This window comes from Citrobacter sp. Cm038, from assembly GCF_030333105.1.
GTDB classification, from domain to species: Bacteria; Pseudomonadota; Gammaproteobacteria; order Enterobacterales; family Enterobacteriaceae; genus Citrobacter; species Citrobacter murliniae.
This window is the reverse complement of sequence record NZ_JAOWGO010000024.1, coordinates 370,312-386,267: the sequence shown is the minus strand read 5'-3', so window position 1 is coordinate 386,267 and position 15,956 is coordinate 370,312. Positions and strand designations below refer to the sequence as shown.

The 15,956-nt window shown below is 51.4% G+C and carries 15 protein-coding genes; 11 read left to right on the top strand and 4 right to left on the bottom strand.

The features are described 5' to 3' along the window. The first annotated feature begins 57 nt into the window (after positions 1–57). The 4 genes from osmY to OGY01_RS19085 all read left to right on the top strand — a co-directional run bounded on the left by osmY (position 58) and on the right by OGY01_RS19085 (position 2,934). Positions 58–675 carry a molecular chaperone OsmY gene (gene osmY, locus OGY01_RS19100; RefSeq protein WP_045439469.1) on the top strand — a complete coding sequence of 206 codons (618 nt, stop codon included), beginning with the start codon at positions 58–60 and terminating at the stop codon, positions 673–675. A 129-nt stretch (positions 676–804) separates the two neighbouring features. Then, the gene (locus OGY01_RS19095; protein WP_003019081.1) at positions 805–966 is read left to right on the top strand and encodes a DUF1328 domain-containing protein; all 162 of its coding nucleotides are present in this window, start codon (positions 805–807) and stop codon (positions 964–966) included. A gap of 121 nt (positions 967–1,087) precedes the next feature. After that, positions 1,088–2,161 carry a patatin-like phospholipase family protein gene (locus OGY01_RS19090; RefSeq protein ID WP_045439472.1) on the top strand — a complete coding sequence of 358 codons (1,074 nt, stop codon included), beginning with the start codon at positions 1,088–1,090 and terminating at the stop codon, positions 2,159–2,161. Beyond that, positions 2,158–2,934 carry a metal-dependent hydrolase gene (locus OGY01_RS19085; RefSeq protein ID WP_284096624.1) on the top strand — a complete coding sequence of 259 codons (777 nt, stop codon included), beginning with the start codon at positions 2,158–2,160 and terminating at the stop codon, positions 2,932–2,934. The genes OGY01_RS19090 and OGY01_RS19085 overlap by 4 nt, the downstream gene beginning before the upstream one ends. A gap of 33 nt (positions 2,935–2,967) precedes the next feature. On the opposite strand, the gene OGY01_RS19080 is transcribed toward OGY01_RS19085, so the two are convergent. Both OGY01_RS19080 and OGY01_RS19075 read right to left on the bottom strand, forming a co-directional pair. Then, a complete protein-coding gene (locus OGY01_RS19080; RefSeq protein ID WP_286493527.1) occupies positions 2,968–3,831 on the bottom strand; it encodes a YjjW family glycine radical enzyme activase in 864 nt (287 codons plus the stop codon). Beyond that, positions 3,803–5,353 carry a YjjI family glycine radical enzyme gene (locus tag OGY01_RS19075; RefSeq protein WP_286493524.1) on the bottom strand — a complete coding sequence of 517 codons (1,551 nt, stop codon included), beginning with the start codon at positions 5,351–5,353 and terminating at the stop codon, positions 3,803–3,805. Before OGY01_RS19075 ends, OGY01_RS19080 begins: the two co-directional genes overlap by 29 nt. A 272-nt stretch (positions 5,354–5,625) precedes the next feature. Here OGY01_RS19075 and deoC point away from each other — a divergent pair, with 272 nt between their 5' ends. From deoC to deoD, 4 genes are all read left to right on the top strand, one after another. Further along, positions 5,626–6,405: a deoxyribose-phosphate aldolase gene (deoC, locus tag OGY01_RS19070; protein WP_197086132.1), complete on the top strand. Its 780-nt coding sequence runs from the start codon at positions 5,626–5,628 to the stop codon at positions 6,403–6,405. 107 nt (positions 6,406–6,512) lie between these two features. After that, on the top strand, positions 6,513–7,835 hold the full coding sequence (gene deoA / locus OGY01_RS19065) for a thymidine phosphorylase (RefSeq protein ID WP_045439487.1): 1,323 nt from the start codon (positions 6,513–6,515) through the stop codon (positions 7,833–7,835). Between the two features lie 51 nt (positions 7,836–7,886). After that, entirely contained in the window at positions 7,887–9,110 is a 1,224-nt protein-coding gene (deoB, locus tag OGY01_RS19060) for a phosphopentomutase (protein WP_045439490.1), read from the top strand. A 150-nt stretch (positions 9,111–9,260) separates the two neighbouring features. Beyond that, positions 9,261–9,980, top strand: a complete 720-nt coding sequence (deoD, locus tag OGY01_RS19055) for a purine-nucleoside phosphorylase (protein WP_000224864.1) — start codon at positions 9,261–9,263, stop codon at positions 9,978–9,980. Between the two features lie 90 nt (positions 9,981–10,070). Here deoD and lplA read toward each other — a convergent pair whose 3' ends face one another. Both lplA and OGY01_RS19045 read right to left on the bottom strand, forming a co-directional pair. Further along, on the bottom strand, positions 10,071–11,087 hold the full coding sequence (lplA, locus tag OGY01_RS19050; protein WP_286493523.1) for a lipoate--protein ligase: 1,017 nt from the start codon (positions 11,085–11,087) through the stop codon (positions 10,071–10,073). A gap of 22 nt (positions 11,088–11,109) precedes the next feature. Beyond that, on the bottom strand, positions 11,110–11,751 hold the full coding sequence (locus OGY01_RS19045) for a YtjB family periplasmic protein (RefSeq protein WP_045439500.1): 642 nt from the start codon (positions 11,749–11,751) through the stop codon (positions 11,110–11,112). Between the two features lie 115 nt (positions 11,752–11,866). Here OGY01_RS19045 and serB point away from each other — a divergent pair, with 115 nt between their 5' ends. The 3 genes from serB (at position 11,867) to nadR (ending at position 15,597) form a co-directional block, all read left to right on the top strand. Beyond that, on the top strand, positions 11,867–12,835 hold the full coding sequence (serB, locus tag OGY01_RS19040; RefSeq protein ID WP_045439503.1) for a phosphoserine phosphatase: 969 nt from the start codon (positions 11,867–11,869) through the stop codon (positions 12,833–12,835). Between the two features lie 11 nt (positions 12,836–12,846). After that, positions 12,847–14,229: a DNA repair protein RadA gene (gene radA, locus OGY01_RS19035; protein ID WP_045439506.1), complete on the top strand. Its 1,383-nt coding sequence runs from the start codon at positions 12,847–12,849 to the stop codon at positions 14,227–14,229. Between the two features lie 138 nt (positions 14,230–14,367). Then, positions 14,368–15,597 (top strand): multifunctional transcriptional regulator/nicotinamide-nucleotide adenylyltransferase/ribosylnicotinamide kinase NadR, encoded by a 1,230-nt coding sequence (nadR, locus tag OGY01_RS19030; protein ID WP_502873416.1) that lies wholly within the window; start codon positions 14,368–14,370, stop codon positions 15,595–15,597. Positions 15,598–15,956 lie beyond the last annotated feature (359 nt).

Below are 15,956 nucleotides of genomic sequence, written 5' to 3'. Positions count from 1 at the left end.
ATGCAGCACATGTGCTGCCAATGCTCGAATTATGAGCAAAAAAACAGGATTAAATCGATGACAATGACAAGACTGAAGATTTCTAAAACGCTGCTGGCCGTGATGCTGACTTCTGCTGTTGCAACGGGTTCTGCTTTTGCAGAAAACGCGACAATGGACAAAGCGCAATCCGGTCTTGAAAGCGCGGGGCAGAAAGTCGATAGCTCTATGAACAAAGTCGGTAATTTCATGGATGACAGCTCCATCACTGCAAAAGTAAAAGCCGCGCTGGTGGATCACGAAAGTATTAAGAGCACCGATATCTCCGTCAAAACAGACCAGAAAGTGGTTACGTTAAGTGGGTTTGTTGAAAGCCAGGCCCAGGCTGAAGAAGCGGTGAAAGTAGCGAAAGGAGTTGAAGGGGTGACCTCCGTTAGCGACAAACTGCACGTTCGGGATAGCAAAAGTACGACTGTAAAAGGCTATGCGGGCGATACGGCAACCACCAGCGAAGTGAAAGCGAAACTGCTGGCTGATGACATAGTCCCTTCCCGCAAAGTGAAAGTAGAGACTACCGATGGTGTAGTTCAGCTTTCCGGAACCGTCGATTCACAGGCTCAAAGCGATCGTGCTGAGAGCATCGCCAAAGCCGTTGATGGCGTGAAAAGCGTCAAAAACGATCTCAAAACTCAGTAATTCGACTTAATTCGCCTTCCCGATGTTTGTCGGAAGGCGTGTTGTGCACCACACTAAAAAATATCGCAAATGGGCGGCCTGAGCGTCCATATCAAGCGGTTGACATTAACTATGGTAAAGGAGAAGCGTATGTTTCGTTGGGGCATCATATTTCTGGTTATCGCGTTAATTGCCGCCGCTCTGGGATTTGGTGGACTTGCGGGTACCGCTGCAGGTGCGGCAAAAATAGTCTTCGTGGTCGGGATTATCCTGTTTCTGGTTAGCCTGTTTACCGGTCGTAAACGACCCTAGCGCGTAAACCGTAAAGAAAAATTGCTACCAAGCCAGTCCAGTGGACTGGCTTTTACGGTTTTAGCGATGAGCAAATTGCGTTACTTTGTCGTTCTATCACAAAAAATACAGGAAGGCAGAGGTGGGGCAGAGAATACCCGTCACGCTCGGTAATATTGCGCCGTTATCGTTACGTCCGTTTCAACCTGGCAGTATGGCGCTGGTGTGCGAAGGCGGAGGACAAAGGGGGATCTTTACTGCAGGCGTACTGGATGAGTTCATGCGTGCGCAATTCAATCCCTTTGATTTCTACTACGGGACTTCCGCTGGCGCGCAAAATCTTTCGGCCTATCTTTGTAATCAGCCCGGTTACGGACGCAAAGTTATTATGCGTTACACCACAAAGCGTGAGTTCTTTGACCCGGTGCGATTTGTGCGCGGGGGAAATCTTATCGATCTCGACTGGCTGGTGGATTCAACATCGACGCAGATGCCGCTGGCGATTGATAACGCAGAGCGCCTGTTTGCAGCGGGAAAAGCTTTTTACATGTGCGCCTGTCGGGGAGATGACTATAGCCCGGGCTACTTTTCACCTACCCGACAGAATTGGCTCGACCTTATCCGCGCCTCCAGTGCTATTCCGGGATTCTATCGTTCGGGAGTGTTGCTTGACGGTGTCAACTATCTGGATGGGGGAATTAGCGATGCTATCCCCGTGCAGGAGGCGGCAAAGCAGGGGGCAAAAACGTTGGTGGTGATCCGCACCGTGCCCTCGCAAATGTACTATACGCCACAGTGGTTCAAGCGGATGGAGCGCTGGCTGGGGGAAAGCAGCTTGCAACCGTTGGTGAATTTAGTTCAGCATCATGAAACCAGCTATCGTGCTATTCAGAATTTTATTGAAAAACCGCCCGGTAAGCTGCGTATCTTTGAGATCTATCCGCCAAAACCGCTGCACAGTATGGCGTTAGGTAGCCGTATTCCGGCACTGAGAGAAGACTACAAAACAGGACGCCTTTGCGGTCGTTACTTTTTGGCTACCGTGGGTAAGTTGTTGGCGAAAAATACGCCGTTGCCGCGCCAGACTCCGAAGATTGTGGTGCCGGGGCCGGTGGTGGTCCCTCCTGCACCGGTTGCCAATGATGCCCATGCCCCGGTGGTTACCCACGCACCCCAGGCCAACGACACGACATTCAATAATGAGGATCTGGCGTGAGTTATCGTTTTATCGATACGCATTGTCATTTCGATTTTCCGCCCTTTGTCGGTGATGAACCTGACAGTATCCAGCGTGCCGCTGAGGCCGGGGTGAACAGCATCATTGTCCCGGCCACTGAGGCGGTGAATTTTTCACGCGTGCTGGTATTAGCACAAACCTATCCATCGTTGTTTGCCGCATTGGGTCTGCACCCCATTGTTATTGAACATCACGACGGCGACTGTCTGGATAGACTGCAACAGGAACTGGAAAAACGACCGCAGAAAGTAGTTGCCGTCGGAGAGATCGGACTGGATCTGTGGCGCGACGATCCGCACTTCGACAAGCAGGAATGGGTACTGGAGGCGCAGCTTAAGCTGGCGAAACGCTACGATATGCCGGTGATCCTGCATTCGCGCCGCACCCATGACAAGCTGGCGATGCATCTTAAACGCCACGCCCTCCCGCGAACCGGTGTAGTACACGGTTTTGCAGGAAGCATGCAGCAGGCGGAGCGCTTTGTTCAATTGGGCTATAAAATTGGCGTGGGCGGGACCATTACCTATCCACGCGCCAGTAAAACGCGTGAGGTGGTGGCGCAGTTACCGCTGGAAGCATTGCTGCTGGAAACCGACGCGCCGGATATGCCGTTAAACGGTTTTCAGGGCCAGCCTAATCGCCCGGAACAGGTGGTCCGGGTGTTTGATGTTCTATGTGAATTGCGTCCAGAGCCAGCGGACGTGATTGCTGATGTGCTGTATCGCAATACAACCGCGTTGTTTACCCTCTGATGGCCGGATAAGGCGTAGCCGCTATCCGGCAATTCACAAATATAACGCTGGATAAATCAGATTATCCACCCCGCGCTTGCGTAATTCTTTCGCCAATTGCTCCACATCCTCCGGCGTTGCGCTCGCCCACGCTTTGGCTTCGCCATATACGCCATGCGCATGGAATGCATTAAGCCGCACCGGTACGCGTCCCAGTTGGGTAATAAACGCCGCCAGTGGTTCGATATGATGCAGATAATCCACCTGACCGGGAATGACCAGCAGGCGCAATTCCGCAAGTTTTCCCCGCTCAGCCAGAAAGAGAATACTGCGCCTGATCGTCGCATTATCGCGCCCGGTAAGCTGCATATGGTATGCGCTGTCCCAGGCTTTGAAATCCAGCATTACACCGTCGCAAACCGGTAACAGCTTCTGCCAGCCGGTTTCGCCAAGCCAGCCGTTGCTGTCCACCATGCAGGTCAGGTGCTGTAACTGCGGATCGGTTTTGATCGCGGAAAAAAGTGCCACCACAAACGGGAGTTGAGTTGTGGCTTCCCCACCGCTGACGGTGATCCCCTCAATAAACAATGATGCCTTACGGATGTGGCGTAGAACCTCATTGACGCTCATGGTCTGCGCCATCGGTGTCGCCTGCTGTGGGCACATTTGCAGGCAGGTATCACATTGCTGGCAAATATCAGAATGCCACACCACTTTACTCGTATTCAGGCTTAGCGCCTGATGTGGACACTGCGGAACACATTCCCCGCAATCGTTGCAGCGTCCCATCGTCCACGGGTTGTGGCAATTTTTACAGCGCAAATTACACCCCTGTAAAAAGAGGGTCAGACGACTGCCTGGCCCGTCCACGCAGGAGAAAGGGATGATCTTACTGACCGAAGCGCATCTGCTGTTCATGGCTTACCACACGAGGTTGTCGATCCAGAATACGCGTATTGCGGGCGGCTTCTTCACCCAGCCAGGTGGTATTGGTGCGAGAGCCTTCGGCGCGATATTTTTCCAGATCGGACAGGCGCACCATATAGCCGGTCACGCGTACCAAATCGTTACCGCTCACGTTGGCCGTAAACTCACGCATACCAGCTTTAAACGCCCCGAGGCAAAGTTGTACCAACGCCTGAGGATTGCGTTTGATGGTTTCATCCAGCGTTAAAATATCGCTGATCCCGGCGTGATAATACGCGTGGTGTGGTGCAACGGTTTGCAGATGGGTGATAGGATCCGGCTCATCACCATAAGGCAGACGCGCACCCGGCGTGGTGCCAATATCAGAACTGATACCTGACTGCGCATGCAGCATCGCGCGCTGCTTCCAGCCATATTTTACTGGTGTGTTTTCCACAAAGTCAGCAAGCTGGGCGCTGATACGATAGCCCATCTCATTAGCACTCTCATCCTTCCCGTAGCGGGCGCTCAGGCCAGCCTTTTCACAAAGCAGGTTTACCGCTTCCGCCAGACCGTACATCCCAAACATTGGTACAAAACGTTTGGGATCAATCAACCCTTCCTGCACCAGGAAGCTATTCTCAAAGAAATGTGATTTCTCGTAGAGGAATTCACATCGTGAATCAATGATGGCGATTTGCTGCTGACAGTAGTGCGGTAGAGTGCGCGTAAAGAAGTCATCGACAGACGTGCTGCGCTCTGCGATGGCTTTCAGATTGAGTCTGACCAGCGTACTTCCTCCCCCAGCGAGAGGCAGGGAGTTGTAACAGCTGACCACGCCATAGTGGCATTTTGTGAAAATTTTATCATTTTCAGGGCCGTTGGAAATGTGTGGTTTGCTGCATTCGCAAATATTTTTCGCTACGTTCAACAGAAGATCGTCAGGAGTAATTTGCGGATCATAAATAAATGTCAGATTAGGGGAAACCTGCTTTAACTCTGCATCTGCACGTAAAATTGCTCGCGTAACTGGTGTGTCAGCAGGACCGATGTTGGCATGCATAAACGCATCTGGCAGCGTTCTGTCGAGATAACGCCAGAAACGTTTTATTCGAATGTCGATCTCTTCTTGTGTTAGAATTCTAACATACGGTTGCAGCAAAGCATCGATCTGCCCGAGGTAGACCGGCATCGAGGTTACTGACGGAACATGGTGGTACAGGATGGTCAGCAAGGATAATGCGTCATCAAGATCCTTTGCGCCTTCCAGTTCCAGCCATGATGAACCGTTGGCCAGAAAACGAGCGTAATCGGGTAAAACATAGCGCGGCTTGAACGGGGCATGACCTTCATACATATCGCAGATAACCCCGTCATCCAGCGCTTGGCGGGCTTCAACAGGCAAATGGGGATAAGGTAGAGCGTTCTCTGCCTCCAGCGCCAGAAAATGGCGTTTCTGTTCAGGGCTGAGCACCGGACTGGTCACGATTTGTTGGCAACGCTGTTGCAGCGCGAGTTCAGAGGACGTGGGCATCGTTGGTTCCTTTATGTGCCGAATAGGAGCTGAAGGTTAAGTGTCATTGTAGGAAGCTGTACAACATCAACCTTTGATCCGGATGCGGCTGAAGCCATCACATCCTTCCGGTAAAGGTTATTTATTTGAAGTAGATCTCATTAGAGTAATGCAAATCTGTATGTGGTTTTCATTAACTGTGATGTATATCGAAGTGTAATAGCGAGCGGATGTTAGAATACTAACAAACTCGCAAGGTGAAATTTTATACGGCGATGCCGTTGGAGAATGTTATGACCGATTTAACAGCAAGCAGCCTGCGTGCACTGAAACTGATGGATCTGACTACCCTGAATGACGACGACACGAATGAAAAAGTGATCGCGCTGTGTCATCAGGCTAAAACCCCGGTTGGTAACACGGCAGCAATCTGTATTTATCCGCGTTTCATCCCTATTGCTCGTAAAACTCTGAAAGAGCAGGGCACGCCGGACATCCGCATTGCCACAGTGACAAACTTCCCGCACGGCAACGACGACATCGAGATTGCGCTGGCAGAAACCCGCGCCGCTATCGCTTACGGTGCGGACGAAGTTGACGTGGTATTCCCGTACCGTGCGCTGATTGCTGGTAACGAGCAGATTGGTTTCGATCTGGTTAAAGCCTGTAAAGACGCATGTGCTGCGGCAAATGTGCTGCTGAAAGTGATTATCGAAACAGGCGAACTGAAAGAAGAAGCCTTGATTCGTAAAGCCTCTGAAATCTCCATCAAAGCCGGTGCTGATTTCATCAAAACCTCTACCGGTAAAGTACCAGTAAATGCGACGCCGGAAAGCGCACGCATCATGATGGAAGTGATCCGCGATATGGGTGTGGAAAAAACGGTTGGCTTCAAACCGGCTGGCGGCGTACGTACTGCGGAAGACGCACAGCAGTTCCTGGCTATTGCGGACGAACTGTTTGGTGCTGATTGGGCTGATTCCCGCCACTACCGCTTCGGTGCATCCAGCCTGCTGGCTAGCTTGTTGAAAGCGCTGGGTCACGGTGATGGTAAGAGCGCAAGCAGCTACTAAGTTTCAATTGCCCATCGTAGGCCGGACAAGGTGTTAGTCACCCTCCGGCATCAATACGACTTGCCGGGTGGCATCTTGCTTACCCGGCCCATAATCGGGAGGTTACCTTGTTTCTCGCACAAGAAATTATTCGTAAAAAACGTGATGGTCATGCGCTGAGCGATGAAGAAATTCGTTTCTTTATCAATGGTATTCGCGATAACACCATCTCTGAAGGGCAAATCGCCGCCCTGGCGATGACTATTTTCTTCCACGATATGACAATGCCAGAGCGTGTTTCGCTGACCATGGCAATGCGTGATTCAGGAACCGTGCTGGACTGGAAGAGTCTGCAACTGAACGGCCCGATTGTGGATAAACACTCTACCGGTGGCGTGGGTGACGTAACGTCACTGATGTTAGGCCCGATGGTCGCTGCATGCGGTGGTTATATTCCGATGATCTCCGGGCGTGGTCTGGGCCATACCGGTGGTACGCTTGATAAACTGGAAGCCATTCCGGGATTTGACATCTTCCCGGATGACGCTCGATTCCGTGAAATTATTAAAGACGTGGGTGTTGCGATTATTGGTCAAACCAGCTCGCTTGCACCGGCGGATAAACGTTTTTATGCCACCCGCGACATTACCGCGACCGTGGACTCCATCCCACTGATTACTGGCTCTATTCTGGCGAAAAAATTGGCGGAAGGGCTGGATGCATTGGTGATGGACGTGAAAGTAGGCAGCGGTGCCTTTATGCCGACCTATGAACTTTCGGCTGCCCTTGCCGAAGCGATTGTTGGCGTGGCGAATGGTGCGGGTGTGCGTACTACCGCACTGTTAACCGATATGAATCAGGTGCTGGCCTCCAGCGCCGGTAACGCGGTAGAAGTTCGCGAAGCTGTACAGTTCCTGACGGGTGAATACCGTAATCCGCGTCTGTTTGACGTTACCATGGCGCTGTGTGTGGAGATGCTGATCTCCGGCAAACTTGCGAAAGACGATGCTGAAGCCCGCGCCAGGTTGCAGGCGGTACTGGATAACGGTAAAGCGGCGGAAATTTTTGGTCGCATGGTTGCGGCGCAGAAGGGACCGACCGATTTTGTCGAAAACTATGCGAAGTACCTCCCGACGGCAATGCTCAGCAAAGCGGTATATGCTGATACCGAAGGTTTCGTTAGCGCGATGGATACCCGTGCGCTGGGTATGGCGGTAGTTTCCATGGGCGGCGGTCGCCGTCAGGCATCTGACACGATTGATTACAGCGTCGGCTTTACTGATATGGCGCGTTTGGGTGACAGCGTAGATGGACAGCGTCCGCTGGCAGTGATCCACGCCAAAGATGAAGCCAGCTGGCAGGAAGCGGCGAAAGCCGTCAAAGCGGCAATCAGCCTTGACGACAAAGCGCCAGAAATTACACCGACAGTCTATCGTCGTATTACCGAATAACTGTATACTGATCTGATCGCTTTTTTGCGGCGCAGATGTATGGAGAACAAGATGAAACGTGCATTTATTATGGTGCTGGACTCCTTTGGTATTGGTGCGACTGAAGATGCGGATCGCTTTGGCGACGTAGGTTCAGACACTATGGGACATATTGCAGAAGCCTGTGCGAAGGGCGAAGCTGACAATGGTCGCAAAGGTCCGCTGAATCTGCCTAACCTGACCCGTCTGGGCCTGGTGAAAGCTCACGAAGGTTCTACCGGTAAAATTGCGGCCGGTATGGACGGCAATGCGGAAGTCATTGGTGCTTACGCATGGGCGCATGAACTCTCTTCCGGGAAAGACACTCCGTCTGGTCACTGGGAAATCGCTGGTGTTCCGGTTCTGTTTGACTGGGGCTATTTCTCCGATCATGAAAACAGCTTCCCACAAGAGCTACTGGATAAACTGGTAAAACGTGCCAACCTGCCGGGCTATCTCGGTAATTGCCACTCTTCCGGTACGGTGATTCTGGACCAACTGGGCGAAGAACATATGAAAACCGGCAAGCCGATTTTCTACACTTCGGCTGACTCCGTATTCCAGATTGCCTGCCATGAAGAGACCTATGGCCTGGATAAACTCTACGAGCTGTGCGAAATCGCACGCGAAGAGCTGACCGAAGGTGGTTACAACATAGGCCGCGTTATCGCGCGTCCGTTTATCGGCGATAAGGCCGGTAACTTCCAGCGTACCGGTAACCGTCACGACCTGGCCGTCGAACCGCCAGCACCGACGGTACTGCAGAAACTGGTTGACGAGAAAAAAGGCCATGTCGTATCCGTTGGTAAAATTGCGGACATTTACGCGAACTGCGGTATCACTAAAAAAGTGAAAGCGACGGGTCTGGACGCACTGTTCGACGCAACGATCAAAGAGATGAAAGAAGCGGGTGATGAGACCATCGTCTTCACTAACTTCGTCGACTTTGACTCCTCCTGGGGACACCGCCGCGACATCGCCGGCTATGCTGCAGGTCTGGAGCTTTTCGACCGCCGTCTGCCTGAGCTGATGGAGCTGGTGGGGGAAGATGACATTCTGATCCTGACCGCTGACCACGGTTGCGATCCGAGCTGGACTGGTACCGATCACACCCGTGAACACATTCCGGTGCTGATCTATGGCCCGAAAGTAAAACCAGGCTCTTTAGGTCACCGTGAAACATTCGCGGATATTGGTCAGACGCTGGCAAGCTACTTCGGTACGTCGCCAATGGACTACGGTAAAAACATGCTGTAATACCCGTTGTCTTTCGCGCCGTAGGCTCGTTGACTTCATTCGTTCACCCCGGTCACATAGTGAATCTATGCTCCTGTGGTGAACGAAATAGCCGCCTTCCTACAACGTGAAATCCTTAGGGTATTTCCACTATTTAATTAAGGATAATTTATGGCAACTCCACATATTAATGCAGAAATGGGTGATTTCGCTGACGTCGTATTGATGCCTGGCGACCCGCTGCGTGCTAAGCACATTGCTGAAACTTTCCTCGAAGATGTCCGCGAAGTAAACAACGTTCGTGGCATGTTAGGTTTCACCGGTACTTACAAAGGCCGTAAGATCTCAGTTATGGGTCATGGCATGGGTATCCCATCCTGCTCTATCTACACCAAAGAACTGATCACCGATTTCGGCGTGAAGAAAATCATTCGCGTGGGTTCCTGTGGTGCGGTGCGTATGGATGTCAAACTGCGTGACGTGGTAATTGGTATGGGTGCATGCACCGATTCCAAAGTTAACCGTATCCGCTTTAAAGATCATGATTTTGCCGCTATTGCTGATTTCGACATGGTGCGTAACGCTGTTGATGCTGCAAAAGCTCTGGGTGTAGATGCGCGTGTTGGCAACCTGTTCTCCGCCGATCTGTTCTACTCCCCGGACGGCGAAATGTTCGACGTAATGGAAAAATACGGCGTGCTGGGTGTGGAAATGGAAGCTGCGGGTATCTACGGCGTTGCGGCTGAGTTTGGTGCGAAAGCGCTGACCATTTGCACCGTATCTGACCATATCCGTACTCATGAGCAGACTACTGCTGCTGAGCGTCAGACGACCTTCAACGACATGATCAAAATCGCGCTGGAATCTGTTCTGCTGGGCGATAAAGAATAAGTTCGGTTTGTGCCCGGTGAGGCTTTGCTTACCGGGTCTATAATACTGCCGGATAAGGCGTAGCCTCCATCCGGCAGTTATCTCAATTGCTTAACGCACTGCTCTGGCAATCCATGCCGAAAGTTCCCGGAGTTCTTCTTTCTGGTCCGGGAAGTCGACCAACAATGCCTCGCACTCATGCTGCAACATATCAGCGCGGTACAGACATCCTTGCAGACGATTCGCCAACGCTTCTAACGGGGCGGGGTTGAGGCTGTCAGTGAAGGCCTGCGCGCGGGTAATATGCCCTTTTTCAACGTCGAAATGCAGTTCTACGCCGCCCCAGGTGAAGCGCTCATCCAGCAGATGCGAAAAAGCAGGAGCCTGGCCAAAATTCCACTCCCAACTGCTCTGGCGAGCGAAAGTTTCGGCAAAATTCGGCAGATCCGGTGTTTTGTCGGGAGAGATAATCTCTGCTTCTACACGTTCACCGTAGTGGGCAAAAAAGGCATTGGTTACTGCCTTGCACACCTGTTCATGGGTGACGCCCGGCAGCAATTCAGTAAGATTCGCAACGCGTGAGCGTACGGAGGTAATCCCTTTGGCGGCGAGTTTCTTTTTATCCGGATTTAGATAGTTAGCCAAACGGCTGAGATCGGCATTTAACAGCAGTGTGCCGTGGTGGAAGCCACGGTCTTTGGTTTCCCGATAGGCAGAGCCAGAGACTTTGCGATCGCCCCCGGCAGTTTTGACGACCAGATCGTTGCGCCCGGATGCATCAGCATCGACTCCAAGAGAAGCTAATGCATTGAGTACGATAGTGGTGGATATGGTTTTGTCGTATTCTGGTTTGCCTGCCATAAAGGTAAAGCAAGTATTACCCAGATCGTGAAACACCGCGCCGCCGCCGCTGCTGCGACGTGCAAGCCGGACGTTGTCTTCTTCCATGCGCCGGGTATTGCACTCTTTCCACGGATTTTGCGCCCGGCCAATGACTACCGTATCAGCGTTGCGCCATAAAAACAGAACGCGCTGCGTAGCGGGCATTTGACGAAAAATGCACTCTTCAACGGCCAGGTTAAACCATGGATCGTAAGAGTCAGAGATGAGCAGGCGTAATGTTGTCATGGTCGATTTCCTTTCTGGTAAATTACTCTTTTTTCTCAGTGTCTTCTTCCTGTACCGGTTTGTTGGCGGTAAGCAGGAACGGGGATTGTTGCCAACGGGTACGCTTGCCTTGAAGTAGTGTTCGGGTTAACACTACACCAATAGCCAGTGACAGAAGCAGCATCAGGCGTAGAATGTTGGTGGTGTTATCCACCTGCTTCGCCTCAGTGGCGAGTGTGTGGGTATCAAGCGTCAGGCGTAGATAGCCCAGCGGGCCGTTTTTCCCCTGAATGGGTTCGACAATCTGCTGATTAAAATAGCCACCGGCTTTTTTACCGTCCAGCGCCAGCCGATCACGTACATCCACGCTCTCACCGGCATGTGTAATGAGATCGCCCTGTTCATCATAGACTCCCGCATCCAGAATACGGCTCTCTTCGGTGAGCTGATGTAGTACGAAAGCAATACGTTTCTCATCCGGTGTTTCGGTTCGCATCAGTGGTGCGACGTTTAACGCGACCTGGCGAGCCAGCGTGCGAGCCAATTCTTCCAGCTGTGGGTTACGCTGCTGTTGATGGCTTTGACTAAACCATGATGCGCCTTGCATGAGTGCGACGAGTAGCGCGAGGCAGGACAATACAATCACTGCACGATGAAGTCGGAATTTCAGTTTTGCGCGAGCCATATTCCACCTACTGAAAATTTGAGGCTTAATGTTGCCAGAAGCGCTGGTTACAAGGTAGCCTCATGCGTTATTTTCCCTGGATGATTCCGACCCGAACGATTTTACAGGAGCTTTAATGCCTAACATTACCTGGTGCGATCTACCTGAAGATGTCTCTCTGTGGCCAGGTCTGCCCCTCTCTTTAAGTGGCGATGAAGTGATGCCGCTGGATTACCACGCGGGCCGGAGTGGCTGGCTGCTGTATGGTCGTGGGCTGGATAAACAACGCTTAACGCAATACCAAAGCAAGCTGGGAGCGGCGATGGTTATTGTGGCAGCCTGGTGCGTCGAAGATTATCAGGTCATTCGCCTGGCAGGGTCGTTAACACCGCGTGCGACAAAACTGGCGCATGATGCCAAACTGGATGTTGCGCCACTGGGCAAAATCCCGCATTTGCGCACGCCTGGTCTGCTGGTGATGGACATGGACTCAACCGCTATCCAGATCGAGTGTATAGATGAGATCGCTAAACTGGCGGGAACCGGTGAGATGGTTGCGGAAGTGACGGAGCGTGCGATGCGTGGTGAGCTGGACTTCACCGCCAGCCTTCGTAGCCGTGTCGCGACCCTCAAGGGCGCTGACGCAAACATTCTGCATCAGGTGCGTGAAACTCTGCCCCTGATGCCCGGCCTGACGCAACTGGTGCTGAAGCTGGAAACTCTCGGCTGGAAAGTGGCTATCGCCTCTGGGGGGTTTACCTTCTTTGCGGAATACCTGCGTCAAAAACTGCGACTGACTGCAGCGGTGGCGAATGAGCTGGAAATCATGGACGGTAAATTTACCGGCAACGTGACTGGCGATATTGTCGATGCCCAGTACAAAGCTAATACCCTGACTCGACTGGCACTAGAGCATGAAATCCCTATAGCGCAAACGGTCGCGATTGGCGATGGTGCGAACGATCTGCCGATGATCAAAACGGCAGGGTTGGGTATCGCTTACCATGCTAAACCGAAAGTGAATGAAAAGACGGAAATCACTATCCGTCATGCCGATCTGATGGGGGTGTTCTGCATTCTCTCCGGCAGTATGAATCAGAAATAACGAGGTAAAACGTGGCAAAAGCTCCTAAGCGCGCCTTTGTTTGTAACGAATGTGGGGCCGATTATCCGCGCTGGCAGGGGCAATGTAGCGCCTGTCAGGCCTGGAATACCATTACCGAGGTACGCCTTGCTGCATCACCAACAGTGGCGCGCAACGAGCGACTCAGCGGTTACGCTGGCAATGCAGGCGTCGCAAAGGTTCAGAAACTGTCGGAAATCAGTCTTGAGGAACTGCCGCGTTTTTCTACCGGTTTTAAAGAGTTTGACCGCGTGCTGGGTGGTGGCGTGGTGCCTGGCAGCGCTATTTTGATCGGCGGTAACCCTGGTGCAGGGAAATCAACGCTACTGCTGCAAACGCTGTGTAAGCTCAGCGAGCAGATGAAAACCCTGTACGTCACGGGGGAAGAATCCTTGCAACAGGTGGCAATGCGTGCGCATCGACTCGGACTACCGACTGCGAATATGAATATGCTGTCGGAAACCAGTATTGAACAGATTTGCCTGATCGCCGAAGAAGAACAGCCGAAACTGATGGTTATCGACTCCATTCAGGTAATGCACATGGCTGATATCCAGTCTTCGCCAGGTAGCGTGGCACAGGTTCGGGAAACGGCTGCTTACCTGACACGCTTTGCGAAAACGCGGGGCGTGGCGATTGTTATGGTTGGGCATGTCACCAAAGACGGTTCGCTGGCCGGGCCGAAAGTTCTGGAACACTGTATTGACTGCTCAGTGTTGCTTGACGGCGATGCTGACTCCCGTTTTCGTACTTTGCGTAGCCATAAAAACCGTTTTGGTGCAGTGAATGAGCTTGGTGTCTTTGCGATGACCGAGCAAGGTCTACGTGAAGTCAGTAATCCTTCAGCCATTTTCTTAAGTCGCGGTGATGAGGTCACTCCCGGTAGCTCTGTGATGGTTGTCTGGGAAGGAACACGTCCGCTGTTGGTGGAGATCCAGGCGCTGGTTGATCACTCAATGATGGCGAACCCGCGCCGTGTTGCGGTAGGGCTGGAGCAAAACCGTTTGGCCATTTTGCTGGCTGTGCTGCATCGTCACGGTGGGTTGCAAATGGCGGATCAGGATGTGTTTGTCAACGTGGTGGGTGGTGTAAAAGTCACTGAAACCAGCGCAGACTTGGCTCTGCTGCTGGCAATGGTTTCCAGCCTTCGCGACCGGCCGTTGCCGCAGGATTTAGTCGTCTTCGGTGAAGTGGGGCTGGCGGGTGAAATTCGTCCGGTTCCCAGTGGTCAAGAACGGATTTCGGAAGCCGCGAAGCATGGATTCCGTCGGGCGATTGTACCTGCCGCGAATGTGCCGAAAAAACCGCCAGAAGGCATGCAAGTTTTTGGCGTTAAAAAACTCACGGATGCGCTCAGCGTTTTTGACGACTTATAATTAAATACCCGTCGTCTTTCCGGCGACAGGTGTGTTGGTCGTGTTCGCTGCCCCGAATCATATCGGGATTTGTTTGCGCCTTCCTGCCACCAGAGATCCATGGGTATTACGTTAATTTATAGCAAGCAGGAGGCTCTTGTGTCATTTGATTATCTGAAAACTGCCATTAAGAAAAAGGGCTGTACTCTGCAACAGGTGGCGGATGCCAGTGGCATGACCAAGGGGTATTTAAGCCAACTCCTGAACGCCAAGATAAAAAGCCCCAGTGCGCAAAAACTGGAGGCATTGCACCGTTTTCTGGGACTGGAGTTCCCCCGCCAGCAGAAAAACATTGGTGTGGTCTTTGGTAAGTTTTATCCATTGCATACTGGTCATATCTATCTGATTCAGCGTGCCTGTAGCCAGGTCGATGAATTACATATCATCATGGGCTATGACGATACGCGCGATCGGGGCCTGTTTGAAGACAGCGCTATGTCACAACAACCCACGGTTTCCGACCGTTTACGCTGGTTGCTGCAAACGTTTAAGTATCAGAAAAATATCCGCATACATGCCTTTAATGAGGAAGGTATGGAGCCATATCCGCACGGCTGGGATGTCTGGAGCAACGGGATTAAAACGTTTATGCAAGAGAAGGGGATCCAGCCTAACTGGATCTACACTTCTGAAGAAGCTGACGCCCCGCAATATCTGGAACATCTGGGTATTGAAACCGTGTTGGTCGATCCAAAACGGACCTTTATGAGCATCAGCGGGGCGCAAATCCGTGAAAATCCATTCCGCTATTGGGAATACATTCCGACGGAAGTGAAACCCTTCTTTGTGCGTACCGTGGCGATCCTCGGTGGTGAGTCGAGTGGAAAATCGACACTGGTGAATAAGCTTGCCAATATCTTCAATACGACCAGCGCATGGGAATACGGGCGTGATTACGTCTTTTCCCATTTGGGCGGCGATGAGATGGCGCTGCAGTATTCTGATTACGACAAGATCGCGCTAGGACAAGCGCAATACATTGATTTTGCAGTTAAGTATGCTAATAAAGTGGCGTTTATCGACACAGACTTTGTCACCACTCAGGCGTTCTGCAAAAAGTATGAAGGGCGTGAGCACCCGTTTGTGCAGGCATTGATTGACGAGTATCGCTTTGACCTGGTGATCCTGCTGGAAAACAACACGCCATGGGTTGCGGATGGATTACGAAGCTTGGGGAGTTCGGTGGATCGCAAAGAGTTTCAGACGCTATTGGTATCGATGTTGGAGAAGAACAACATCAAATTTGTGCACGTTGAGGAGGCTGATTATGACTCGCGGTTTTTGCGCTGTGTGGAGCTGGTAAAAGGGCTGATGGGCGAGAGGGTATAGAGTTTATGGGTAGTATACGTTATATACTACCCATAATGTATAATATAAGTATTATGCATGATATTAATTGTGAATATTATCACTTCCTAAAGACAATAGATTAATTATATTCATGTTTTATATGAATAATATCTTAAAAAATATTTAGTCTCTTTCTATTTCAACATTATATTGTAAGATATCCCTTACTGGTTTAAAGGTATTACATATAATGTCTATCAGGGGCGTTATTTTGTATGTGGATTTCAACTCTCCTGCGTATCATTAACAATTTCGCGTGATACTTTTCTACTAAATAAAATATATATAAGCCTGTGGCAGCTTAAGCTAAGGGCGGTAGCATGTCGAATATAATGGAA

Bases quoted from the DNA above. Each gene is read 5' to 3' on its own strand.
- deoD (WP_000224864.1), top strand. From the start codon at position 9,261: ATGGCAACTCCACATATTAATGCAGAAATGGGTGATTTCGCTGACGTC.
- OGY01_RS19075 (WP_286493524.1), bottom strand. From the start codon at position 5,353: ATGCCCACGTCCTCTGAACTCGCGCTGCAACAGCGTTGCCAACAAATC.
- deoC (WP_197086132.1), top strand. From the start codon at position 5,626: ATGACCGATTTAACAGCAAGCAGCCTGCGTGCACTGAAACTGATGGAT.
- OGY01_RS19080 (WP_286493527.1), bottom strand. From the start codon at position 3,831: ATGAACAGCAGATGCGCTTCGGTCAGTAAGATCATCCCTTTCTCCTGC.
- OGY01_RS19095 (WP_003019081.1), top strand. From the start codon at position 805: ATGTTTCGTTGGGGCATCATATTTCTGGTTATCGCGTTAATTGCCGCC.
- lplA (WP_286493523.1), bottom strand. From the start codon at position 11,087: ATGACAACATTACGCCTGCTCATCTCTGACTCTTACGATCCATGGTTT.
- OGY01_RS19045 (WP_045439500.1), bottom strand. From the start codon at position 11,751: ATGGCTCGCGCAAAACTGAAATTCCGACTTCATCGTGCAGTGATTGTA.
- serB (WP_045439503.1), top strand. From the start codon at position 11,867: ATGCCTAACATTACCTGGTGCGATCTACCTGAAGATGTCTCTCTGTGG.
- deoB (WP_045439490.1), top strand. From the start codon at position 7,887: ATGAAACGTGCATTTATTATGGTGCTGGACTCCTTTGGTATTGGTGCG.
- osmY (WP_045439469.1), top strand. From the start codon at position 58: ATGACAATGACAAGACTGAAGATTTCTAAAACGCTGCTGGCCGTGATG.